Genomic DNA, 24,498 nt, shown 5'->3' with positions numbered 1-24,498 from the left:
GTGCATCACTCATTCGAGGTCGACGGCGTAGATCATGAATTGTGGCTTTCATCCAGCCAGCAGGGCTACCGGCTTCATCTGCGAGACCAGGTGATTGCCCCTGTCGCGCTCACCCATCGCAGCGACAGTAGCGGCATCTTGACCATTGCGGGCGAGAATGAATCGGTCAGGTTCGCGATCGAGGGCGAACTCATTCACCTCCACATCCGCGGCAGGACGCGCATTTTGCGCTACAATGACCCGTTGCGGGCGTGCGCTTCCGGGAATAACGAGACTCACGCGCTGGTGGCCCGGGCGCCGATGCCTGGCTTTGTTGTTGCGATCACAGTTTCGCCTGGTCAATCGGTCTCGGCGGGAATGGCGCTGATGATGATTGAAAGCATGAAGCTGGAAACGATCATACGCTCACCACAGGATGGCATCGTCGATCGAATTCACGTCAAGGAAGGTGAGAGCTTCGAGCACGACGCTGTGCTGGTCACGCTCTCTAAAGAAGGGCGCTGAAATGCAGCGGATCGGTTCCGCGGCGAACGTGAACTCGCAGGAATTTCGTCGCAACGACCTGCACAACAGACAACTTGCCGCCGAATTGAAGGAGCGCCAACGCCTTGCCCGCTTCCACCGGCCCGAGCGGGACTTCGAGCGGCTGCGTCGACAGAATAAACTGTTTGTTCGTGAGCGACTCGCGGCCTTGCTCGATCCGGAAACTCCGTTCCTAGAGCTTTCGACGCTGGCGGCTAACAAGGCATATGATGGCGAGGTGCCCGGCGCCGCCCAGGTCGTCGGCATCGGCATTGTGGCGGGACGAGAGGTTATTGTTCACGCCGACGATGCCAGCGTGAAGAGCGGCGCATGGTATCCGCTCTCGGTCAAGAAGATCGTGCGGGCCCTGGATATAGCCATCGAAAACCGTCTGCCGGTGGTTCACCTGTGCGACTGCGCCGGCGGATTCCTGCCTTTGCAGGCGGAATTCTTTGCTGATCGCTACCATGCCGGTCGAATTCTCCGCAATCAATCCGTTCTCTCGAAGATCGGGGTGCCGCAGGTCGCCGTCGTCATGGGCCACTGCACCGCGGCAGGGGCGTACGTCCCGGCGCTCAGTGAATACAACATTATCGTCGAAGGTACTGGAGCGATTTTTCTGGGCGGCCCTCCGGTTGTGAAGGCTGCCACCGGCGAACAAGTGTCCGCCGAAGAACTTGGCGGCGCCCTCATGCACACCAGCGTGTCGGGCACCAGTGATTACTTCGCAAGCTCCGAGATCCACGCAATTGCGATTGCCCGCGACGTCGTTGCTCGCTTCCACCAACCGGCGAAGACCTCGATCGATCGAGTAGCCCCCGAGCCGCCCGCCTATAGTGCGTCCGAACTCTACGGGATCATTCCAAAGGACACGCGAGCGCAGTTCGACATGCGAGAGATCATCGCTCGTCTGGTGGATGGCAGCCGATTTCAAGAATACCAGCCGCGCTATGCGACATCACTCGTGTGCGGCTTTGCGCGGCTTCATGGATATCAACTCGGGATCCTTGCCAATAACGGCGTTCTATTCGGCGACAGTGCGCTAAAGGGGGCACATTTCATTCAGCTGTGCGACAAGAACCGTACGCCCCTGCTCTTCCTGCAGAACGTCACGGGCTTTATGGTTGGCCGCGAATATGAACGGCGTGGGATCACCAAGGACGGGGCCAAGCTGATCATGGCGGTGTCCGGAGCGTCTGTGCCAAAGTTTACTATCATTTGTAATAGCTCGCACGGCGCAGGAACTTACGCTATGTCGGGACGCGCATTTGATCCTCGATTCGTGTTCAGCTGGCCGAATTCTCAGATATCTGCGATGGGCGCCGAGCAGGCCGCCGGAGTTCTCACCCACGTCAAGGCGAGACAATTGGCTCGCGCCGGAGGGCGCCTCTCGGACCAGGAATTGGCAGCCATTCGAGCGCCGATTCTTGAAGAATATCGCGAGCGGTCAAGTGCCTATTATGCGACCTCGGAAATCTGGGACGACGGCATTCTTGATCCTGTCGATACCAGAACTGCCCTCGCAATCGCATTGAGCGCTTCGTTCAACGCGCCGATCGACGCGCCGCAGTACGGCGTATTCCGACTGTAAGACAGGACCGAACACGGCGACTCACCGCCTCACGCGGGCGGATCAACGGGACGCGTCCATCGCTCTATGAAGGCTGTCCTGCGCACCTTCATTTACAATCAGGTCGGGTTATTTTGGAGAGCCAGCTGACATCGGCCTCGGTCTACTCAGCACCGATAGCCTCGAAGCAGGTAGAGGAAGCCGCTTCAACGCTCCACCACGGCGGCGCCGGAAAGCTAAAAGGCTTTGAAGGATGCGGTGATCCGGCCGGAACACCGCGGTAAAGAGGCCGCTGCGGACGCGGCAAGCGGGCGCGAGACAGTGCCATCGGTCCCGGCGTCAAGCAACTGCAGTGTTCTAACTGGCCAACGATCTCCCTTCGACGGACGGCACCACCAAAATGGAGAGCTTGACCCTCACGTAGCGTCAGGTTGTAGCCTCGCCAAGGGTGCCCATACTCAACCGACTGCAGCCTCAAGCATCAATGAGGCCATGGCGCGTTGCGGATGGGACGGGCAGCTGCATCAAGGCAACCGGTGCCAGGTCTCAACGACGCCTGGTTGAACGGAAGAGCCCTAGGTTTGGACAAGGAACGTGTAAAGTTCGATGGAAGCGCTTAAATCGATCATCGGCAAAGTTGCCACCGGCGCCACTCTGACGCGTGAGGAAACTGCGTCAGCCTTCGACAGCGTGATGTCGGGTTACGCGACTCCCTCGCAAATCGGTGGCTTGTTGATGGGGATGCGGGTCCGGGGCGAGACGGTCGAAGAAGTCACCGGCGCCGCCTCCGCGATGCGGAATAGAATGCCGCGGCTCGAGGCGGCATGCGACCCCGTCGGTATCGCTGGCACGAGCGACACCCTTATGTATTCGGTCAACGTGTCGACGTGTGCTTCCTTCATTGTCGCCGGGGCCGGCATTCCTGTCGCCAAGCATGCCAATCGCGCTGCGTCTTCGGGTTCAAGCGCCGCGGACTTGTTGGCGCGCCTCGGCGTGAAGGTCGATCTCAAACCTGAGGCCATTGCACGTTGTGTGCAGGAAGCCGACATCGGCTTCATGTTCGCGTCAGCCCATTATCCGGCGATGCAGCGCCTCGGCCAGATCCGGACCGCACTTGGAACCCACACGATCTTTAATCTGATCGAGCCTCTGTCCAATCCGGCCAGGGTCAAGCGACAGATCGTTGGGGTATTCTCTCCCGAATGGGTGCAGCCTCTGGCGTACGTCTTGAAGAATCTTGGTGCCGAGTCGGTATGGGTTGTTCATGGCTCGGACGGGCTCGACGAAATAACCCTCACCGGTCCAACCTTTGTTGCTGCGCTTGAGGCCGGTACAGTCCGCACCTTCGAAGTGACGCCGGAAGAAGCCGGGCTCCCCCGCTGCCGCAACGACGCGCTGGAGAGCAGCGATGCCGAGGCTAATGCCGTTGCGCTGCAAAATGTGCTTGATGGCGAACCAGGTCGATTTCGCGACGCCGCGCTTTTGAACGCGGCGGCGGCATTGGTCGTGGCCGGGCGGGCCTCGACCCTGCAGGAAGGCGTAGCACTTGGACAAGAATCACTTGATCGCGGGGCCGCAGCCGCTCGACTGAAGCGCCTGATCGCGGTTTCGAACGCGTGACAACCGAGCTGGCCGATGTTCCAGTATTCCGACCAAGACTGCTGTTCTCGAGCGCGACAATATTGCGGCCGCGAATGCGCGTCACTTCTGCGGGATTTGAGGGAGCGTGCGCCGCCTGCGCTCGCCCGGACGAAAGCAATTCGCGCTGAGAACGCGGCCCGAGATCCAACTTTTTTATCGACCAGTGCCTGTTGCAGCCGGGGTTGCCGAGGTGAGGACCCGCGACCAAGCGCGCGCTGCGCGCCAAAGGAGACAATCGATGATGTCCTGGCAGAAGATTGAAACACTCGGATCTGTTGCAATGATAGAACACATCATTCGGAAGTTTCGGGAATTGATCGATACAGATAGCTCGATCCCGCCGGAGCTGCGGGGTGCGCTGCATGCGACGCTCGATGAGCATCTTCTCGAGGCAAAAAAACGTGTTCTCCTAAACGTGCATTAGGTGGGTCGATGCCGTCTACGCGGAGAAACTCTGGCAAGCGCGCTCCGGTACCGCAATCGGCATCATCCCGTCCGCACGGGGGTCCAGCGAGGTACCAGCCCAGCTGGTCGGATCGCGACCACGACTCCATGTGCACTGGCGCGTCGCTGGCCGCTCAGCGCGGTTTTCTGCTTGAAGAGGCCCTGTTGAAACGCGTGGCGGCGGCAATTCTCAGTTCTGCCACTGCGATCGCCGATCCGGCGTAATGCGCCGAGATATTGCACGTCCGTCCAGTCATGATTGTGGCTGATCCAGAGGACATCGAAGTCACACCCGGTCTCAATCTGAGCTTACTCGTCACGCATTTCCGACACCGGGTACCCCGTTACAGGCCCAATAGGGATCAAAGTCGTCTCTGGGTGTGGAGACACTAGAAGTGGGGTACAACTCCAGAGGCAGATCATGAGCCACCAGTTCTCTCCTGCGATTCGGGATATGCCGTCTATCCAACCGACAGAGTTCCGCCAGGCCATGCGAAGCCTGGCGAGCGGTGTCGCCATCGTGACGACCGGAACGGCAGCTGGACGACGTGGACTGACGGTGAGTTCTGTGACATCCATCTGCATGGAGCCGCCGTGCCTGGTCGTCGGCATCAATGCCCGCTCCGAGGCACATGACGAGATCCTTGCCAGCGGCAGCTTTGGAGTCAGTCTTCTCCGCAGCGACCAAGAGGACCTTGCACTGCGTTTTGGCGGTCGGGAGGGGGCGAAAGGCGTTCACCGCTTCGATACCGCGCCCTGGAATCAGGGCGTCCTCGATGTACCGCTATTGCCGAACGCATTTTGCGCGCTCGAATGCGTTTTGTATGACCACAAGGTGCTTGGGACACATACCATCTTTATCGGACGAATCATCGCGGCCCGAGAAGGCCATGGCAATCCATTGATCAACTTCCGGGGCGCGCTTCGAACCTTACTGCTTGACTGAGTGCGGCTTGCGCAGATGCCGTCGGGAGAGCAGAACGGTGGATCGCTGGTCGCTTCCAGCGACAGTCATCGAACAATCGCCCGGGCTGCAACTGGTTTCACGGATTAGAGCTCGTATTGAAGGCCCCTCAGCTCCGGTGATTTTCGGCGCTTCGCCGGTCGTACTATGCTGGCGCTGGTCGGCGACCTCCCGCGTCGAGACGCGTGCGGGTCACCTGGTCAGGACAATGCGTTTTTGGGGATATCGCAGGACGGTCCTGATCAGAACAATTACAGCTCACCAGAACGCCCAACTCCAGTACGGCCTCGTTGGGGCTGCATAATCGTGTCGAAAACTACCAGCTTTGGTAGCTCAGTTATAATCGACAGGCGCGTAGGTTGCCGCAGCAAGATCGGCTCCAGACGCACGCCCTGGGTCACAACGGTTGGCGAATCTCTAGATCCTCGGGCTCGATTCTGATGTGAGTACATGGGTGATGTCATGATCTTGCAGAAGCGATGACAATTGAATTCAAAGGCGTCAGACAACTATGTCCAGCAACGCGTTCGAAATCGCCCCGATTCTCGAGGGCATTCGCCGCTGGGTCGTGATCGAATCTCCGGCGGAGCGGCCGGATCAGATCAACAAACTGGCTGATCTCGTCGCAGCAGGCTATCGCGACCTGCCGGCCAGCGTCGAGCGCGTTGCGGGGCGTGACGGCTGCGGCGATCATTTGGTGACCCGCTCTTCTTGGGGGCAGGGCGTACCGGGCATTCTGGTGTTGAGCCATCTCGACACCGTTCATCCGATGGGATCCATCGAACGGCTACCCTTCAAGATCGACGGCGATAGTGCGTTCGGCCCCGGCATCTACGACATGAAGGGCGGCGCCTACCTCGCCTATCACGCATTCCGGCAAATCTGCGCCGATGACGTACGCCCACCGCTCGGCATCACCCAGCGCTACGTCTCGGACGAAGAGATCGGCAGCCCGACCTCGCGCGCGCTGATCGAGGCCGAGGGCCGCAAGGCCAAATACGTGCTGGTGACCGAGCCGGCGCGCGACGGCGGCAAGGTCATCACGGGGCGCAAGGGCGTCGCGCGCTTCGACGTATTCATCAAGGGGGCGCCCGCGCATGCCGGCACGCGCCCCGAGGACGGCCGCAGCGCGATCCGGGAACTCGGCCATGTGATCCAGACGCTGGAGGCGATGAACGATCTCACACGCGGCATCACCGTCAATGTCGGCTTCGTCCGCGGCGGCACCAGGTCAAACGTGATCGCGGAACTGGCCTATGCGCAAGTCGACATGCGCGTCCCGACCATGGCCCATGCCGACGAGCTGGTGCCGAAGATTCTCGGCATCAGCTCGCGCACCGAGGGCGTCAGCGTGAAGGTATTAGGCAAATTGAACCGTCCGCCATATGAGAAGACCGGCGCCGGTGCCGCGCTTTACGAACACGCCAAAAAGCTTGCCGCCGAGCTTGGCTTCGAGCTGCTCGACGCGTTCAGCGGCGGCGGCTCCGATAGCAATTTCACCGCGCCGCATACCGCGACCCTTGACGGCCTTGGCGTCGACGGCAAGGGCGCGCATACGCATTATGAGCAACTCTACATCTCGTCGATTGAACCTCGCGCGCGGCTGCTGTACCGCCTCTATCAGACGCTGCGATAATCCCGCCGCCAGGCGAAGTCAGCGACCGCGACGTGCGTTGGATGACGGCCGCCGGAACATTCGCGGGATCGTTCTTCGAACGCCTCAAGGGCTACAAGCTGCGCCCCGATCCAGGCCGACCTGATCGAAAACTATCGGTCGGATGCCGCATTTGGCATTGCAGGGTCAGCGCCGGATAGAAGTGACTGAGCTATTCAATTGACGCAGCGGAGGTCAGGCGCGCAATCGGCTGCAAAGGCAGCGAGCACTTGGTCGCGAAAGGGGCGAGCGTTTCCGACAATGGGCTCATCGGCAGCGACCCTGATCTCAAGGGGATGACGAACTTTCTTGACGCAAATCGCAGCGCTGAATGCGTGCGACACCAGACCAGCCCGTTTCCGGCAGCCTGAGAGCTTGGCCACGTTCACACAGGCTGCCCAAAAGGGCTTGAATCGGACGTAACGTTAAGTTGTACGGTCTTGAGGTTGGATCTTGGTCTGCCGCCGGGATTGTGAAGGATTGTGAATGTCTCAGTTGGTCAGATCCACGCCCCGATGGTCGGTCATGATCCTCATCCCCGGTGGCGGGTCGGCCGGAAGGGCTATGCAGCGAGTCCCGATTGCGGCGCGATGGCTCGCACGTAGCTTTGAATGGTTCGCCATTCCGGACCCGAGACTATGTGGCTGTCCTGGGCCGGGCCACCAGAGAGCCGATGAGGTCAGATTTGATCGACGTCGACCTCCATCCGAAGCCGCTACGCTGCTTCCCGAATCTAAAACAAGCCCCTCCTCTGGCGCGACACCACGCCAAAATCAGTTCGCCGAACCGGCTTTCCGCTCTGTTCAAACTGCTTTCCTGTGGCTGGCAAGGCATTTACATCGCGCAAAGGTGCGACAGACGGCGGGCCTCAGAACGGCGCAGGGTTTCAAAGAGCCTGAGCTGCAAGTGTCGCTCCGCGTGACCAGCGCGGCATCGGAAGATTTTGCTTGGCATTATGGAGCAGCAAGTTGAAAGAGCCCGACGGCGTCAAGAAGGTCCTGTTAATCGACCATATTGAAGGCCAATGCCGTTGCATCATCGGCTTCAAAGATGGAGATGCCAGAGCGGCCTATATGTGCGGCGAGCCTGTATATCAAAGACGCGGCAAGACACTGTCTTCGTGGTGTGCCTATCATTACCGACAGATGCACACGACCGCCGCCCAGCAGAACAGAGTGAGTGATCAATCGCCTGAGATCCCTCACGCAATATCCATTGTTCGCAACCCATGACAACCATCAAGAACCGGGCTCAGCCAAGGCCGTGTGATCATAGCCTGTACAAAGATCAACCGAAGCATGTGATCGGGGCCTCGCCAAGCAATTCCGGGTCGGCTGAAGCGCATCGGGACAAACGTATTGTGCGGGCCTGAGGCGCATGGATAACAAGTTGGATCTCTGCAGCCTGATCGAGCGAAACGCTGCGTACACTCCCGACAAAACCGCAATCCATTTCGAAGGGCAGACTCTCAGCTACGTCAGCCTCAATCGACGGATCGAGCGGATCGCTCGCGCCTTCAAGAGCCAGCTCGGCGTCCAGAGGGGAGACCGGATCGCGATCCTCAGCCTCAACAGGCCTGATTATCTGGCGCTGCTCTATGCCTGTGCGAGGCTCGGCGCAATCCTCGTACCATTGAATTGGCGCCTTGCGGCCGCCGAGCACCTTTTCATTTTGTCAGACTCGGGGGCAAAAGCGCTCGTTCTTGAGCAGTGCTTCGACGCAGCTTTGCCTGTCCTGACGAAGCAAGTGCCCCATGCCTCCCCTGTCGGGTTGGACTTTACGCCTCTCGGCGGCAGCAAGTTGGACGATCTCCTGGACGGAGACTGTGGTGACGGACGCAATCCACGTGCGGACCTCTCTTGCCCGCTTCTGATCGTCTATACTTCGGGCACCACAGGGCGACCGAAAGGCGCCGTGCTGCGTCAGGAAGCGTTGCTGTGGAACGGCATCATGAGCCAGCACATGCACGACCTCACCTCGGCCGATCACGCGCTGGCTGTTTTGCCGTTTTTCCACGTCGGTGGCTTGAACATCCAGTCGACGCCGAGTTTGCATCAGGGCGCGACGGTGACTATCCACACCCGCTTTACGCCGGAGACCATGCTTGATGCGTTCGAGCGTGACCGGCCGACGCTGGCAGCCCTGGTGCCAGCCATGATGCAAGCCCTGACCAGCAATGGTCGATGGGAAAGCACCGACCTATCCTCGCTCAGAGCAATCTGTACCGGATCGACGATGGTGCCTCAGCACCTTGTCGAGCGCTTTGTCGGGCGCGGCGTGCCAGTCCTGCAGGTTTACGGTTCGACGGAGACCTGCCCGATCGCTGTGTATACGAAGCTCGGCGGAGAGCTCGTGCCTGAGGGCTCAAGCGGCCAGGCAGGTCTGTGCTGCGAAGCGGCGATCATCGATGATTCGGGCAGCAACTTGCCGCCCGGTACCCCAGGCGAGATCGCAATCCGTGGGCCCAACGTTTTTTGCGGATATTGGGGCAATCAACAGGCAACGCGTGAGGCTTTGAGCAATGGTTGGTATCGCACTGGGGACATTGGCCGCTGCGACGCAGATGGATATTTTTGGGTCCACGACCGCAAGAAAAACCTGATCATTTCGGGCGGAGAGAATGTCTATCCGGCAGAAGTAGAGCGTGTGCTTACAGGCCATCCGGATGTCGCGGAATGCGCCGTGGTCGGTCGCCCCGATCCGCGCTGGGAAGAAGTACCGGTCGCTTATGTGATCAGGCGAGCTGGGGCCCGGATCGAGGCGGAAGCGCTGATAGCGCATGTCCAGTCACAGCTCGCTCGTTTTAAGGTGCCGCGCGAAATCATTTTCACGCAAGAATTACCGAAAACCGCGTTGGGCAAGATCCAGCATTTTTTGCTGAAGGAGATCGCCACGCGATCAAGCCCGTAAGGCGCTATCAATTGAGATCAGCAGTTGGAGGCGGGCCGTGCTCTCCCGCTACATCGCAGGTGACATCGAGACGGCGCAAAATCAGCCTCCGCTCAGTGCCTCACCACGGCGCAGCAAGTTCATCATTGTTGGCATGACGATCCCTGTCTCTGATCGCGTCCAAATGCTCGGAGGTCGCGGATGCCGCGGATCTTGATCATGAATGCCGGTACGGCTCAAATGTCTGGCGCCGATCTGACACCAGCTCAACTTTCGCTGGCCGCCAACTCGGCATACCGTTCAGCGTGGTTTGCTCAGGAGGGCGATCTGATAGTCTCCCCGGTAGTCATCCCGGCGGATCTGCTATCCTTCATTGGCGCGACGCTCGATTTCGACGCATCGAGCCTTTGTCTGCTTGTACCTGAAGGCGGCCGCCAATCGCCGGTCCTTGATGATTGCACACTGCTGTCCAAGACTGTCGTTGAGCGAATCAACAGACATAGTCGTCAGAAATCAACCTGGCGATTGTATCCCTGCTACTCTACCGAAGGCGTCGCACGCCTGGCGGCCATGCTGGGCATAGCGCAGACCGGCGACGACTTCGCTTTGCAGCGAGGGCCTGATCTGTTGAACCGCAAGAGCCACTTCCGTCAATTGGCGACAAGCGTCGCACTTCCGCTGCCCAATGGATCCGTCACGACGGACTCAAACGAACTATTCAGAGCGGTCACTTCCCTCAGATCCGAGACCGGCAGCGTCATTGTAAAGCTGGACAATGGAGCCGGTGGGGTCGGAAATGTCATCCTGACCGGCGATGAAAGCGATCCACTACCTGGGGCAAGAGATACCCGGCCAATTTCATGGCCGTCGTTCGATCCTGACGCGCTTTGGTCTGAGATGACAACGGCATCGTGTAAGACGCTGGTCGTGGAATCGTACCACCTGGCCCGGTCTTTGTTCTATCTCGAGTATGAAATTGAGGATGATGGTTCAATCGTTTTCACCAACAGTGGAAACATACGTCTGCGTAAAAGTACGGATCGATCCGAAAGAGCTCTGATCTGGACAGGACTTGAGCTTCCAAGCGACCTGGGGAACGAGCAATGGTTGACTGCCCAGGCGCATGCCTACCGATTTGTGGCGCTTGCGCGAGACCTGGGATATCGCGGAATGATCAACATTGACGCCATTTTCGCGGATGACGGACGGTTGCTGTTTAATGAAGCGAACGGCCGCTGGGGTGGCGGCTCGGTGTTACACAGCATTGCCGTCCGGCTGCTGGGCTTCGACTATTCCGGTTGCAACGTTATTTTATCCGCGAGAAATGTTCGATCGCGGTCCCTCCAAACGGCGCAGGATCGTTTCGTCAAGGAAGGATTTCTGTTCGACCGCACACGCAAGGAGGGCGTGATCCCGCTTGCCGCCGACGAAGAGGCTGGCACAGTGGAGTGCCTTGTGATTGCGCGCGATAGGCCCGCGGCCCGCGATCTGCAGCACCGGCTACTAAGAATGGTTTGATTGAGATCCCAGCGACCATATCTTGAACCGCTCAATTCATCCGAACTTGTCCCTGCTTTCGATCGCGCGCTGAAACCGGTACCTGACGACGTGACGTGAATGTCTGCTTCGTCTCGCGCGAGCTCTGTCAGCCCCAATCGCGACCACCCCTAAGTCGCTCCTGAAGTGCCGGCCGATCGGAACTGATGTGCTCGAGGTGCAGCGGCTCATTGTCTGGCCGCTCGCCCTGCGCCAATCGTCCAATCAGCGCTCGCGTCGCGTCTACCACATAGACTCCGCAATCATGGCCGTTCTGCTGCCGGGCCATGCGGGCCGGTTGCAGGCGGGAGCCGAAACGTGCTGCGAGCTGTTCTGCAACGGTGCTGTTGCGTGACCCCGCGGAGTCATAGTGATAGGCAACCGGGGCGGTGCGCACGCGTCGGTCAACCAGCAGCAGCGACCAGTGGGCGCCGCCGCCAGTAACGCCACCATCGTTCACGGGCACGAACAGGAAGTTGGCGGTATCGTTGCCATCCTGATCATTGACGATCTGCCGGAAGGTTTGTAGGCGGTCGCTCTGGCTCGGGATCAAGCGCAGAAACTGAGCTTGCGCGGGCCGAACGAATCGGGTCTGGGCGGCGAGATCCGGATCGATTCTCTGCAACTCTTCTTCCACGAGCGCGTAGTCGGCCGTGATATGCTCATCGCCCAGCCATTCCGTGACACCCAGCAGCGGCCCGCTGCGCCCATGGAGCGGGGCTGTCGGAGCCCCAGCCGCGATCTGGGCGTGAGGTGGAGTGCGTATTGGCGCAAAGTGAGCATCATCGCGCAACTCCTGCGATAGCAAATCAACCAGAGACTCCACACGGCGTTCGACATCAGAGGACTGAGGCCCGACGGAGGATGGCGTGGTCGGCACCATGCTCCAATCAAAGTTGGGCGACGTGGGCAGCGACCAGCTTGAGGTGGCCCCAACAGTTGATGCAGCTTGCTCTATCTCCTGCGCCTGATCAGGATTGATTGACCCGGACCACGGTGGACGGTCCTCCAACATCCCCCAAAGGACATCCGGATCGTAAGCTGCGGGGAGGAGCAATGGCCAGTTGACGCTTCCCTGAGGGGCGCTTTGCTGCGCAGCGGCGTCCTCGGCCTGTCTCACGACCATGTGCGGCGCGGCCTCGTAATCATGTCCACTCTGTGCCTGCCATAGCGAGGCACCCGGTTGATCGGCAGGGGCCTGCACTAAAGGGCGGACTTCTGAATTGCTGATCTGGCTTAACTGCTGCTCAATCTGGCCGTCTTGCGGATCATCTTGGATCCTCTGTCTCTTCGTTGGCCTCGAGTCCGCTGCGCCGTGCTCAAAAACCTCCTCGCTTGGCAGGAGGTCGCCCCAATCAAGTGCATCGATCGGTTCGTCCGCGGCCGCCGGGTCCTCGTAGTGCCAGTTTAACGGACCTGGGTACTCTTCGGGACCCTGTGCCCGCTGCTGATTCAAGGCTGGTTCGAGAGACGACGACAGTCCGGGTACGTCCACCGCCGCCGATAGATGCTGGTCGTCCTCTTCCCCGGCAAGGTCCGCAGGCGAGCTGATACGTCCCGCGGACGCGGGATGCTGCCCGGCAGCGTCAGCAACGCGCCTGAGCTCTATGGCTCGAACGCCCGCCGGCGACTTGAGAAGATGAGCCAGTGCGGCACCGGTCTTCGCATGGCCGCCAGAGTTCTTATAGGCCTCGACATCTTTATCCAGCGACCCGTCGGACAGGCGAGCAGCAATGCTTTGCTTGTGGCTTTGACGCAAGTAGTCGCTGAAACCGGTCAGAATAGGTGCATAGTTCCTGGCAGTAGGCTTGGATTCTGTGGCCTTGTAATCTCTGATCAGGTCCGCATCCTCGGGATAAGGACTGAGGCCAGGCCGGCCCTTCCTCGGCGCAATGCCGGCAGCCGACTGAGAGGCCCGCAGATGAGCCAGGGCCGCAACGACTTGCTGCTCGCCCCCGCTCGCTTTGAATGCCTCTACATCTTTGTCCAGCGACTCCTCGCCAATCCGGCCGGCAATTGCAGGCTTGTTGTTTGCAAACAGCCACTGGCTCAATTTGCGAATATAACGGCCGGTAGCCTGGGCGCTGGCCTCTTCGTACCTGGCTGCGACGAGTGCCTTTTCCAGCCCCGAAATAAGCTGAGCATCCTCGGAATGGAAGGGAGTCGCTACCGTTTTGGTGCGACTTGCATTTGGCGCGATTCCGTCTGCCGACTGTGCGGCCCGCAGATGATCTAGTGCCGCAAGGGCGCGCCGCTTGGGACCTTTGTCAAACGTTGCGGCATCTTGCTCGAGCGACTTATCGTAAAGCCTGGACGCAATTGCCGGCTTTTCGTTTGCGACGAGCCAACGGCTGAATCTGCGGAGAATCCGTCCGTTGGTCTGCGCGGTAATCTTCTCGAAGTTCGCCTTGATGAGTGCGTCCTCAAGCCCGGAAATGAGCTCTGCATCCTCGGTATGAAGCGATGAAGGACCGAGTTTTCTCGCACCAGTCCGCAGATGTTCCAGTGCGGCGCCGATCGCTCTGTGGCCACCGGAATCCCTGTAGAGATTTATCTCCTCATTTAGCGATTCGTCTTCGTCATCCAGCGTGCCATCGCCAAGCCGAGAGGCAATACTTTGCTTATTGTTTTCGCGCAGGTAGTGACCGAAATCGGTAATGAGACTTGCATAGGTCTTGGCAGTTTTTGATGTGCCGGCAGTCGCCGCCTGTTCTTTGTACTGTTTAATGAGGGCAGTGTCCTCGGGATATGGATTCAGGTCAGGCCGGCCTGCGACCGGCGCAACTCCGCCCGCCACTTGCGAGGTCCGCAAATGAGCCAGTGCTGTCCGGACGTTCGTGGCACCACGCTTGGTTATAAACTCCTCGACATCTTTATCGAGCGTCTCGTGGTCGAGCCGATCGGCGATTGGCGGCTTGTCGTTCGCAAAAAGCCAGCGGCCGAAGCTCAAAAGATAATCGACATTGCTCCTGGCAGTGCTCTCGGCGGCCCCGCCCCTAAGGAGCGCTTCCTTGAGCCCCAAAATAAGGGGGACATCCTCGGAATAAAGAAGTTCGGCGCTGCGGCCGACCTGGCCTGGTTGCAGTGCCAGATAGGACGAGGGGCTGGGTTGGTCCATGATGCTCAACGGCGCGTCCTGATCGTGACCTTGCGCAGGCAGCATTTCTGGCCAGCTGACAATTCGCTGCAACGCGCTGTCCTGCGCAACGGCATCCGCCAGGCGCATCGCGTCCATCAGGTCGGCATGTTCGGGGAGAATATGGCTATCATGCTCGACCGCTCCGTCTCCAGCCAGTGACTGCCGCAGGTGAACCAGTGCGGCACCGATCTTCGGGTGAGGACGAGGGCTGGCCTCATAGCGCATGAGATCTTCGTCAAGCGACTGATCGTAGAGCCGAGCAGCAATGCCTGGCCTGGCGTCGTTGCGCAGATACTCACTGAAGCTGCCAAGAGCAGTTGCATACTTGTACGCAGTCGCCGCTTCCTTCTTGCGTTCCTTGATGATAGTCGACTTGTACTCCTTGATGAGGTCGGCATCATCGGCGGAAGGGTTAGCCCGGCTTGCGATCGGCGCGACTCCGCCCGCAGCCTGCGAGGCCCGCAGATGACCGAGCGCGGTAAGGATGCCCCGCTCGCCCGCCTTCTTGAACTCCGCTGCATCGCTGTCCAGCGTGCCGTCGTAAAGACGCTCGGCTATGCCCTGCTTGTTGTTCTTGAGAAGCCATCGTCCGAATCTAAGAAGAGCGTCTACATGACTCTTGGCAGTGCGCTCCTTGAACCCGCCCTTGATAAGTGCCGCCCTCAGTCCCTCGACAAGAGGGGCGTCTTCAGAATAGAGAGGCTCGCCGCTACGGCCTACGAAAGCCCAAGTTGGCCGTGGCGGCGGCATCGAGACCGCCAGCATCGTCCCAGCCCTTCCGCGATGCGGTATTGGCGGGTATTCGTGCTCGCCCGCCTCCCTAAGGGGCTGCCCCTCGGGTAAGGATGCGCCGACTTGATGGATGGAGGCTTGCGTCGGCACGCCGCCACCTGCATTGGCGATCTCCCTCAACTGCTGTTCGAAAGCCGCTGAGTCTGCCGACGGGGAAACCGACAAGTTCTCTTGCGGGCCCGCGCTGCCCGACTGCTGGAGCCCCCCGCGAGTTGAGGTAAAGTCCATCCGTTTTCACCTTCGAAATATAGACTTAGGACTCGGCTGCTCCAGGACGATCGTGCAAAAACCGAGCGCGATCAGGAGGCTTCAGCTGAGGCTCCTCTTCTGAGGTCTGGCCCCTGCAACAAGCCCCAGTTCGCGCAGATGCCGTCCCAAATCACTCTGGGCATTCGGCTGTTTTGCTAGGTGTGGTAGCTGTCGAGAACCTGACGACAACAGGGCTTCGTGCGCGCGGCGCGAATGCACCATCGGCACGCGCCGACTCGCCTGCCGTCAAGGCAGCAACGATGACTTACCACAATCTATCCTGAGCACCCTTTGGCAGACTTTCGGCCGAAGAGGCTAGCAGTTTCGTCCCGCCGATGCGCCGCTCGCTCACGAACGCCGCCGCGATTTCCATCAAACGGATCAGCTCATTAATGATGGCTCGGGCTGACATGAGACTCCCCGGCGCGCTCGTTGCGTCGCCGCTCGACGAGAACGGGTGGACCTCGTTAGAGGTGCTCGCTTGGGTCGGAAGAACCGAGGGTCCCGCTTGACCAATGTCGCAGCTCCGCTTCGATTCAGTGGAATTTGGACAATCCGATCGCACTGTTCAGTGCGGGAGCTCGTCACGGATCGTGACGGTCACAGCGTGATTTCTTCCGAGCAGCTTAAGGCGGCGACCTTTCGCTGAGCCTGAAAAAACAGTCTATATCCCACAGCGACAAAGACCCAACCGGATCTTACACAAGATGGCCAAGCTACCAACCTTATCTGCTGAGAGCTCACCCGTTACCCAACTCATTCAAAATCTCATTGGCCACCAGTAGAGCTTTCGATGATCCGGCGGTTCGCGCCGCTGCGTTTTGAACAGAAGTAGACCAGCGATCGGCGCTCCCCGGTCAGCACAGGCTTCACCTCATGCCGGAGCTTACATGTGGTGACAAGCACGGCGCCAAATGGCGGTCGGAATACCTGCTGTTCGTACGCGCTTGGATATACCACGAACTCACCCCCCTCGAAGTCTCTCGCGAGCTGCACAATCACCGAGTACTCGAAATCCGGGTCGCTCGCAGCATCCAGATGGATGCCAACAAAGGAACCAGGAGGCATACGATGCATTTGGCATCGGCGAACCACGTAATCTGACGATGCTCCCAAGATTTTTCTTAGCGCGAAGCTGCGGTCTTTCCTTTCAAGTAGTTCCATGATCTGCCCTGGAGCTGCACCACTCACGTTGCTAGGAGCGCGGCCGGGCGGGTCTACCCTCACGCGTTTGACGAAGACATTGTGCGAGTCACCGGCATCTCCCTCCCGCACTTCTTCTTCGGGAATCTCAGCCTGCAGCTGATCGATCCTGGCCAAGTCATCTTGGGTGAACAATATCTGGGGGCCGATCACGACCGTCCCCTTCACCAATAGTTCTATGCGGTATTTTGTCAGAGCTTCCTCTGAAAGCAGACGGGATTTATCATTCATTGCGCGCGCCATTCGAGTTCGCTCCAGGGTTTTTGATCTTCGACGCAGGACTCCAGGTCCTGGTGCATCGAGCGGAATGCTTGCTCCCAATGCTCGCCATCGAACTCGCTTATTCTTATGCGTTCGATGGTCCTGTTATCCAGGCATCGGATATTTACGCTGAATCCGGAGGGGTTCGATCGCGGCCTATAGAATGGCTTTACGCCACAAACCCGGCAAAACGTGTGCCGAGCGATGTGCTTGTTGAACTGGTACGCGGTGAGGAATTCTTCGCCGCACTCAATGCCAAGCTTATCGCCAGGTACGAGCAAGTGCAAAAATCCGGACATTTGGCAGATTGAGCAATTGCATCGAACCGCAGAGAGCTCTCGCGGCGCTCGGACGCAGAACTTGACAGAACCACAATGACAACGGCCATGGTGTTCGATCTCCGATTGACCATCTTCCTCAAGTGAGACAATTCGGAGCAGATCGCGGCACCACTGTAAGCTGAGCCGATAGGCTCGATCGAATTCATCCAAAAAGCGACCATTACGGTCAGCCGGGACAAGTTCGCCAATCAGCCGGCTTGTCATGTCTCCGTGATACTTCTCCGCGGGATCTTCTCCGCCGACATGGCTGCGGAAGTACTCAAGATCGTCAGACCGCGCCTTAAAGGTTTTGACTAGAGTGGTCCATAGCGACTGGATCATGTCCGCAGCATGTAGCTCAAAAGCGACCATGTAGGCGCAACGCACTAGGGGGTCTTTCGATGACAATCCGGCATAGAGAGAATGCAGGTACCGCTTCGTCGTGGCGCTGTAGTTGGGCCGTACTGCTCTGCCCAGTAGTTGCGAAGCATCCTTTCTAAACAGGTTTGAGTGGAAGTTTTCAGTCACCAGAATATCGGGTAGCGCCGCCTTTCCGCCGTGCAGAACTCGGCCATAACCACCCGTCTCGTCCCAACAGATGAAATTTGCGACCACGCTGGTCAGTTCAATGTCCCTCGCAAGGTCTCGATTGTGATGCATTGCATCGAATATGAGATCCCTTTGTGACCCCGCCTGCAGGTACGGGAACGCCTGTGACATCGCCAGGTATTCAGGCAGCAGGCTAGCGGCCTGGTCCTGGGACATCTCCGCAGCGAACGGATGTGGGCCGAACATGGCTCGCGCTTGCTCAGTCAAGTACTCGCAGGATATCTGCGGAGGCTGATCCGGTGTAAATCGAGACGCTTGAGATGTCATTTGACCTCTGGCTATGAGGAGAGAACGGTCCTTGACGAAGCAACTCTGTGTCCGGGCCCAACCATTGGCCGCCGCGAGATCGGCGAGTTGTTGGTGCGATGGCCTTATGATCGCGTTCACCATCCAGGAGATTTCTTCGTGCCCACCTTCGCGGGTAGCAGACAGCGGCATGCCTGCTCACGCGCATCGATGGGAACGCGTCCATTAATTGAGCGGCGGCGATCCAGTCGGATTCCGGTCCACGAGCAGTCCGATGCCGCGAATGCCTGGCACGGCCAGCATTCGCTTGCAGAGTCATGGTGAGATATTGCGCCGCGCACGCCATCGGGAGGCTAACGTCACATGCGGGAGTGGCGTGTCTGGTCGCCCGGTCGCTTCCGGCTTTCGCGATCTGTCGTGAATGGATCAAGCCCTCGCGGTTGCTGCTCCGGCCACTTCATCGAGCCGCTGTGAGCTTGGTACAGCATTACAAGAACCAATCCGCATCTGCCGGGCACCTGGCACGAGCGTCTCAAAGAGACCGCCCTTAGTTTTGTCGAGCACCGCCACCACCCTGTGTTCTTGCACGCTTACAGCAATCGCCGTGCCAACTCGTCCACTCACTCCATAAGATTCTGAATACGTTGACAAAACGCTGGCGACCGGTTCCTCGATTGCAAGTGTATTGAACCTGACAGGGGATTGCACGGCCGTGAGAAACCGAACAGCGAAGAGCCAGCCGCCACTCACGATGGGTGTAGGGCTGTTGAATTGCGGAGATTGCTCCAAAGGTGCCACATAGCTGCTCGGCGGTAGTGCCCGGCGCTTGGCTGACTAACGAGCTGACGCCTAAAACCCGTAACACGGGAGAGCGCCCGACCACGTGATCGAATTAATGCATGGCCAAGAAACAACCGGGCTTACGGGCGATCCTGGTCTAGCGACTGAAAGTCGCTCCGCTCGTCACGCATTGGCCTCGGACTTTCGCGCGGCGTTCTTGGCAAAGGTGACGAAACCGTATTCAACAGCAGGTTCATACAATCTATCGCATCATAAATCTCCCAGTCTTGCCTGAACGCACAACAGGGTTTCTGAAATATCTGTGATGCAGCTCATGCCGGACAAAAGCGGTCAGTTTTCGTCAGCGAGAGTGGATCGATGAAGGGGCTGAGCCTGGCGTAATGCCGTGCGCTGGCACCGACACTTCGGAGCTGGTTGGGCAGCATAGCATGATGGGCGAGGTAGCTGACGAGAAGCTGACCTGCAGCCGTGGCGGCCGTCTGCGGCACGCTTCTACGCAAAAGCCAGGCTATCGCGTAGCGCTATTGCGGGTTGCTCGCGCGACAGCAGGATGGCGCTCGCGGTATCGACCTTCCGATTGAGCGCGAGCGAGAGGCGAGAATGTTGATGACGTCTTACTCCCTAATGCTGACCTCTTTTTCCGATTACTATCAAAAAGGGCGCGGCATGCCTGCCTGTCAAGTCGCTCGGTGACCTTCTCCATCGGCCCGCGAGCCGTTGTGCAGATCGCTGGCACGGCGCTCAATGCGCGATTACGAGTTCGAACAACCCTTGCGGGGCTCGTGTCGAGTCCATTCTGGTGACCGGTTTGACAGGAGCATGATATGGGCGGCTGCATTTCACGATTGAGCGCACGATGCGAGAGCTCTCAGGACGATGAACAAGCCCAGGAAGCCGAGTTCTCTATTCACCTGGATTCCGTGCGATCGAGTCCGCCTGGATCGAGTATTGAACGGCAGCACTCATCCGAACCATCTCGCGGCGGAAACGCGTCGCGCCCTAGTCGCTCCGCCCGCATTGACGAGAAGCTCAAGTTGCTAGAGCACACTCTCGAGCGTGCCAGCCATGCGGGAATTCCGTCCGGTCTAACGGCATACGGTCAGGAGGTGGCTCGCTATCTATCTGCCAACCTGCAGCCGGACGAGAAGATGTTGTCCTTCGACCTCGAAAATTTTCATCACCTGGCTGAGAGCTATAACAGGCGTTACCCGGACCTTCGCCTCAAGTACATGGATTCGCCTGCCACGCTTATCGAGGCGTTAGCCGACCGGTCGTCGAATAGTGCTTGGCGTGCTGTCGTGCGGTTGGCGGACGGCGGGATGCATCACTTTGCTGCCGATGTTCGAACCCGCGCTGGCGCACCGCCGACGGTTATCGTGATGGAGCCGGCCAGCCTTTATACCTTCGTAACTGACTATTTCAAATTACGAGGGGAATCACTGCAGCAACTGGGAACGGATCCGAAGTGGGCCTTTATCGGGATTGGCGCGCAGAAGTCTGCTTCTGACTGCGTTATGTTCGGCATGCAATTTGCGCTAGCGGCACACCAAAAATCATCAGACTTCGACGACTGGCATGATAATCTTCATCAGCACGGCAGGATTTCCGACGAAGGGGATCGTTCTAGCGACTACATGCCCTCACCCGACGCCCTGCTGGAGCATGCCGGAATAGACCTGTTTCACGGGAAGAAGTTCCTTCCAGCGCTGTTTTACAAGCATTCCCACTCCAGCGGAGTAATAGATGAGGTCGCAAGCTACCAGACTGGCATCAAAGAAAAAGATGTGAGCACCAGCAGGCGCGACCCCAAAACGGAGTCGTTGGCCGGGCGCCTCGAGGCCTTTGCTGTCCAACGAGGTTCCCGGCAATACAGCGCATCGATCGAGACGTCGAGGGCAACCAAGATCCGCGCAGCATTGGAGAGGATGATCTCAGACTAATACGTTTTTTCGTGTCCATTGGGCGACGAGGCTCGGACGGATTTAGCGTAAGTGATCTGGCCGGCAGGACGTGCGACGGTGTTGTCTTTGGCGACACGGCAGGCACGAGGCCCACAGCCTGCATCGGAAGGCTCGCAGGATATGAACAGGCATGTGCCCAGCAGCGGCTCCATAGGCGGGACTGCCCATTTTGTAGCTGGCGCCGGCACAAGTCGTACCTTGTAATCGAAAAGATGGAGCGCTCGACGTCCAGTGCATGTAACGCATAGTCGTTTGGACCGCGCGGATGCTCATCCGAAGCGTGACCGCTGCACCAGATCTAGCGAGCTTCCAGCACCGCATCGCCATCAATGTTGCGGCGGATGATCCGGGCAAGCCGCGCCAGCAGGAGCTTGAGTTGGCGCGGGGCGCGTTCGAACTGGTGAGCGTGGATATAACGGCCGACCGTGATGGCGGCTCGCTTCGCCAGGCACAGACAAATCTGGCGCAGAATACGCCGTTGCGCTTGTCGCGCCCGGCGTGCTTGGTGATTGATGGCCCGGCGCATGAGCCGCCCATTGGTCGGATGTGCAACGGGCCTTGGGCTGCACCGTGGTATCGCCACTCTCTTCAGGTCCTTGGGACCGATGGCGCCCGTCTTGTGTGCAACTAACAGACTTTCCGGATCAGCGCAGCGCGCCGCTTCTCGCCGCCCCACCGGTGCCAGCGCGTCATCGACGATCGATCGATAGCTCAATAACGTTCGGAAGCGGTCATCCAAGGTATAAACCGCGATTGCCATCAGAACGCTGCCGCATGGCGACCTGGGCAAAAACGTCACACCGACCGAGCACGCCAATCACAGCGCTCCTGCGCCGCAATGGGTCTCTCCCGATCGCTGGATGGAGCGAGGAACTCAGACCATCGCCGCCGTCTACATTCGGGGCAATATGCAGAGTCAGACGAGACCCGGCCAAGATCATTCGCGCGAGACTTAGCGGGACTTCTGGAACAGGGCTGCTTTGAACCAGCGGTTCTCCACCACCATGTAACAACCGCAGGGCCGCTCAAAAAAAGCAGCGCTCCGTGATTTACGAGTGAACCACGCCTAGATGCGGTTTCCCCTCTGGGATGGACCGACCGTTTTGTCCGATTTCCATCATTGTTAGTCTCCAGCGGACACCAGACAAGATCAAGAGATGTGCGTTCGCCTCCCCAGCCGGAGCGCCCATTTTAGGACCATGGCATGTCCGTGGCGACATCACGTCGAACGCAACTGGGTCTCGCTGCACCAGCCGATAGTGTCGGCTGCCTTTCGTACATGATTGCCGCCGGCGATCATGGAGGACGTGAATCGCCGCGCCGAAGCTCCATTTGGCGCAGATTACAGGCCAGAGCTCTCCTCACAGCCATCTCCAACTCGGCAGATGACTGCAATTCGCGCTGGATATGAAGAGACTATAGAATGGCATCCCGCTCCGCGACGCCCCTGCGTCGAGCGTCGTCTTGCACGCGACGCGCTCTAAGTAATCGCATCGTTCTGAAATCCGCATCCCGTCTGGCACGACACCTGCAAAGCTATCCACAAACGCGCCTTGCGTCATGGGATCGAGAAGAACAGTCGCCGCATGGTCAGGTTGGCCAAACATACGTTCGCTGCAGGCGCTGCGTTCACAGAACGGACGTATATGCATATTCGGCAAGGAACCGATCGCGACTGTGGAAGCTGGCCGGCAAGGAGAGTTCTCTTCTTTGGTGAGAAGGCGTCACCGAGCAGCATGCGGCTGGTTATCGAGCGAAGAGCCCGTCGGCTTGATCGCTACTGGCAATGGCGCTCATCCAAACCGTGCCGATCGCCGCTTCTTGGCAGCGGCGCGTGGCGGAGTTGCTATCGGTCTCAAATCTGGTCGGACTGGCGTCTGCGAGGAGTGCCGCCGCTATTGCCGCTTGCGGCAGCACTGATGGTTGTGAGCTGATTCTGAAGCAAGGCGCTACAATGCTCGATAAACTCGATTTGAGTAAGTTCACGGTTCATCCGCAACGCGATGCCGTTCTCGCGGAAGTGCACGCGCGCCCATTCACGCAACTCGTCGCACCGTTCAGTATGATCCACTTCGCATTTCTTGCGAAGGGCGAAGCGGCCGCAAGCGATCGCCACCGCTTCGTCGCATTTTGCCGGGAGCACGACGTTCCAGCGCCAGACCTCTCGGCGAAACATCATCAGATAGCCATCGAGCCCGTCGTGCTTCGCTGGGAGCAACATTCGGAATTTGCGACATTTACCTGGATATGGAACACCGGGAATGGTCCAGCCGCTCGCCACTTCGATGACGCCCACGGCACCGTTCAATCCCTGATGCGCGCCTTACGGCAGGACGGGCAGTTACTAGTCGCGATCAAGCTGGATGTAGAGAGGCACACCTCCCCAGCGAGGCGAGCGGAACAGCTTTTCGACAAGAGCAGCCTGGCCATGGCGCGCGTAAAGGGAGGAGCAAGTGTTATGGCCTCTGATTTTCGCGTCGACGAAAACGGATTCACCAAAATACTCGTCTGCGACCTCGGAATGACGCCACACAATCTGGGCGCATTGGTGCAACGGCTCCTTGAAATCGAGACCTATCGTCCGTTGGCGCTACTTGGTCTATCAGCAGCTCTTGAGCTCGGCCCATTCCTCGATCGTATTGATCGACGTCTTATTGAGGTGCTCGAAGGGATGCAAGGCGCGGAGGGATTGAAACTCAACAACCATCTGCTTGCCGAACTGACCGCGCTGGCCGCCTCCTTCGAACGAGGCGCGACCGGAAGCCCGTTTCGCTTCGCCGCCAGCAGAGCTTATAACGAGTTGGTCCAATCGCGACTGTCCATCATCGAAGGCAGCGAGATCGCGGGCTATCCGACCTGGTCGTCGTTCCTGGCGCGCCGCATGGCGCCGGCTATGCGAACCTGCGAGACGGTCGAGGATCGTCAGGTCGCCCTATCGGCCAAGCTGGCGCGCGCGGCAGATCTGTTGCGAACCCGTGTCGACGTCGAAATCGAGCGGCAGAATCGTGACCTGTTGCACGCTATCAACGAGCGCACGGGACAACAACTTCGGCTGCAGCGCACGGTCGAGGGATTGTCGGTCGCTGCGATAGGATATTATGTGGTTAGCTTGTTTGGCTACCTCGCCAAGGGCGCGCACGATGTGGGACTGCATGTCGAGCCGTCGTACCTAACCGCAGCATGCGTGCCGATTGCAGTCTGCGCGGTCTGGCTGCTCAATTATAATATACGCAAGCGGCACCTCGATCGCAGCGATGAGCCGTCCGTGACCCGGGAGTAACGTTCATGGGCGAGACAGCGGTCTTTGTTCCATTATGCCGGCAAGGGGGACGAGGTTTGGTCAACGAAACGACGCTGAAAGCCCATGACGCTTATGATGCAGCGCTGCAAAGTCGATCGCGCCGAAAGCCTTCGGAGTTATCAAGAAATACCCTCGCTGGCCGATCCCAAGCAGGCGATCCCGCCCTATGATGCGGTCCTGCTACTGGCGCCGCGGCGCGCGCATGATGCGGCGTTGCAGGCGGCACTGAAGCCGCCGCTTGGCGGGTTCGACGTCGCGACGATGCGTGAAGCCAATTTGCGCGCCAGCGGCAGCGATGCGGACTCCTCGCTCTCCGCGGTGGCGCGTTAGCTGTAGCAGAAATCGGTGGGCAGCAAGCTCAGTCCCAGGGTGCAAAATAGTCCTGGCACAGCAGTG

General features: G+C 59.0%; 15 protein-coding genes and 1 pseudogene. 12 read left to right on the top strand and 4 right to left on the bottom strand.

Annotated elements, in window-relative coordinates:
* From BLV07_RS47515 to BLV07_RS14375, 9 genes are all read left to right on the top strand, one after another.
* Complete coding sequence (locus BLV07_RS47515; RefSeq protein ID WP_176945531.1) at positions 1–504, top strand: acyl-CoA carboxylase biotin carboxyl carrier protein subunit; 504 nt, start codon at positions 1–3, stop codon at positions 502–504.
* Position 505: 1 nt separating this feature from the next.
* The gene (locus tag BLV07_RS14405; RefSeq protein ID WP_176945530.1) at positions 506–2,113 is read left to right on the top strand and encodes an acyl-CoA carboxylase subunit beta; all 1,608 of its coding nucleotides are present in this window, start codon (positions 506–508) and stop codon (positions 2,111–2,113) included.
* A gap of 585 nt (positions 2,114–2,698) precedes the next feature.
* Positions 2,699–3,712 carry an anthranilate phosphoribosyltransferase gene (gene trpD / locus BLV07_RS14400; protein ID WP_091886439.1) on the top strand — a complete coding sequence of 338 codons (1,014 nt, stop codon included), beginning with the start codon at positions 2,699–2,701 and terminating at the stop codon, positions 3,710–3,712.
* A gap of 259 nt (positions 3,713–3,971) precedes the next feature.
* On the top strand, positions 3,972–4,157 hold the full coding sequence (locus tag BLV07_RS14395; protein WP_091886436.1) for a hypothetical protein: 186 nt from the start codon (positions 3,972–3,974) through the stop codon (positions 4,155–4,157).
* A gap of 441 nt (positions 4,158–4,598) precedes the next feature.
* On the top strand, positions 4,599–5,123 hold the full coding sequence (locus tag BLV07_RS14390; protein WP_244551108.1) for a flavin reductase family protein: 525 nt from the start codon (positions 4,599–4,601) through the stop codon (positions 5,121–5,123).
* A gap of 529 nt (positions 5,124–5,652) precedes the next feature.
* The gene (locus BLV07_RS14385; protein ID WP_091886433.1) at positions 5,653–6,777 is read left to right on the top strand and encodes a M20 family metallopeptidase; all 1,125 of its coding nucleotides are present in this window, start codon (positions 5,653–5,655) and stop codon (positions 6,775–6,777) included.
* Between the two features lie 986 nt (positions 6,778–7,763).
* Entirely contained in the window at positions 7,764–8,027 is a 264-nt protein-coding gene (locus BLV07_RS46205) for a hypothetical protein (RefSeq protein WP_143035423.1), read from the top strand.
* A 157-nt stretch (positions 8,028–8,184) separates the two neighbouring features.
* Positions 8,185–9,705 (top strand): class I adenylate-forming enzyme family protein, encoded by a 1,521-nt coding sequence (locus tag BLV07_RS14380; RefSeq protein ID WP_176945537.1) that lies wholly within the window; start codon positions 8,185–8,187, stop codon positions 9,703–9,705.
* Positions 9,706–9,885: 180 nt separating this feature from the next.
* On the top strand, positions 9,886–11,202 hold the full coding sequence (locus BLV07_RS14375; protein WP_091886427.1) for a preATP grasp domain-containing protein: 1,317 nt from the start codon (positions 9,886–9,888) through the stop codon (positions 11,200–11,202).
* 127 nt (positions 11,203–11,329) lie between these two features.
* Here the strand turns inward: BLV07_RS14375 and BLV07_RS14370 are convergent, their stop codons facing one another.
* The 3 genes from BLV07_RS14370 to BLV07_RS14360 all read right to left on the bottom strand — a co-directional run bounded on the left by BLV07_RS14370 (position 11,330) and on the right by BLV07_RS14360 (position 18,231).
* Complete coding sequence (locus BLV07_RS14370) at positions 11,330–15,124, bottom strand: Ulp1 family isopeptidase (RefSeq protein WP_176945529.1); 3,795 nt, start codon at positions 15,122–15,124, stop codon at positions 11,330–11,332.
* A gap of 1,044 nt (positions 15,125–16,168) precedes the next feature.
* Entirely contained in the window at positions 16,169–16,846 is a 678-nt protein-coding gene (locus tag BLV07_RS14365) for a 2OG-Fe(II) oxygenase (RefSeq protein WP_091886421.1), read from the bottom strand.
* Positions 16,831–18,231 (bottom strand): GFA family protein, encoded by a 1,401-nt coding sequence (locus tag BLV07_RS14360; protein WP_244551107.1) that lies wholly within the window; start codon positions 18,229–18,231, stop codon positions 16,831–16,833. Before BLV07_RS14360 ends, BLV07_RS14365 begins: the two co-directional genes overlap by 16 nt.
* A 1,433-nt stretch (positions 18,232–19,664) precedes the next feature.
* Here BLV07_RS14360 and BLV07_RS14355 point away from each other — a divergent pair.
* Complete coding sequence (locus tag BLV07_RS14355) at positions 19,665–20,780, top strand: YopJ family acetyltransferase (protein ID WP_091886418.1); 1,116 nt, start codon at positions 19,665–19,667, stop codon at positions 20,778–20,780.
* A gap of 319 nt (positions 20,781–21,099) precedes the next feature.
* Here BLV07_RS14355 and BLV07_RS46200 read toward each other — a convergent pair whose 3' ends face one another.
* Positions 21,100–21,561 carry a hypothetical protein gene (locus BLV07_RS46200; RefSeq protein WP_143035422.1) on the bottom strand — a complete coding sequence of 154 codons (462 nt, stop codon included), beginning with the start codon at positions 21,559–21,561 and terminating at the stop codon, positions 21,100–21,102.
* 1,194 nt (positions 21,562–22,755) lie between these two features.
* Between BLV07_RS46200 and BLV07_RS14345 the strand changes: the two genes are divergently transcribed.
* Together BLV07_RS14345 and BLV07_RS14340 are read left to right on the top strand one after the other, a co-directional pair.
* Positions 22,756–24,081 carry a DUF3422 domain-containing protein gene (locus BLV07_RS14345; RefSeq protein ID WP_091886541.1) on the top strand — a complete coding sequence of 442 codons (1,326 nt, stop codon included), beginning with the start codon at positions 22,756–22,758 and terminating at the stop codon, positions 24,079–24,081.
* 156 nt (positions 24,082–24,237) lie between these two features.
* A pseudogene (locus BLV07_RS14340) lies at positions 24,238–24,432 on the top strand (ABC transporter permease); the annotation flags it as partial.
* Positions 24,433–24,498: the final 66 nt, after the last annotated feature.

The sequence above is a fragment of the Bradyrhizobium sp. Rc2d genome, assembly GCF_900099855.1.
In the GTDB taxonomy this organism is placed as follows: domain Bacteria; phylum Pseudomonadota; class Alphaproteobacteria; order Rhizobiales; family Xanthobacteraceae; genus Bradyrhizobium.
The sequence above is the reverse complement of the archived record's forward strand: the minus strand, read 5'-3'. Positions and strand labels throughout refer to the sequence as shown.

Coding starts and splice junctions, on each gene's coding strand:
- BLV07_RS14405 (WP_176945530.1), top strand. CDS start 506: ATGCAGCGGATCGGTTCCGCGGCGAACGTGAACTCGCAGGAATTTCGT.
- trpD (WP_091886439.1), top strand. CDS start 2,699: ATGGAAGCGCTTAAATCGATCATCGGCAAAGTTGCCACCGGCGCCACT.
- BLV07_RS14395 (WP_091886436.1), top strand. CDS start 3,972: ATGATGTCCTGGCAGAAGATTGAAACACTCGGATCTGTTGCAATGATA.
- BLV07_RS14390 (WP_244551108.1), top strand. CDS start 4,599: ATGAGCCACCAGTTCTCTCCTGCGATTCGGGATATGCCGTCTATCCAA.
- BLV07_RS14385 (WP_091886433.1), top strand. CDS start 5,653: ATGTCCAGCAACGCGTTCGAAATCGCCCCGATTCTCGAGGGCATTCGC.
- BLV07_RS14375 (WP_091886427.1), top strand. CDS start 9,886: ATGCCGCGGATCTTGATCATGAATGCCGGTACGGCTCAAATGTCTGGC.
- BLV07_RS14370 (WP_176945529.1), bottom strand. CDS start 15,124: ATGCTGGCGGTCTCGATGCCGCCGCCACGGCCAACTTGGGCTTTCGTA.
- BLV07_RS14365 (WP_091886421.1), bottom strand. CDS start 16,846: ATGGCGCGCGCAATGAATGATAAATCCCGTCTGCTTTCAGAGGAAGCT.
- BLV07_RS14360 (WP_244551107.1), bottom strand. CDS start 18,231: ATGCCGCTGTCTGCTACCCGCGAAGGTGGGCACGAAGAAATCTCCTGG.
- BLV07_RS14355 (WP_091886418.1), top strand. CDS start 19,665: ATGGGCGGCTGCATTTCACGATTGAGCGCACGATGCGAGAGCTCTCAG.
- BLV07_RS46200 (WP_143035422.1), bottom strand. CDS start 21,561: ATGGCAATCGCGGTTTATACCTTGGATGACCGCTTCCGAACGTTATTG.
- BLV07_RS14345 (WP_091886541.1), top strand. CDS start 22,756: ATGCTCGATAAACTCGATTTGAGTAAGTTCACGGTTCATCCGCAACGC.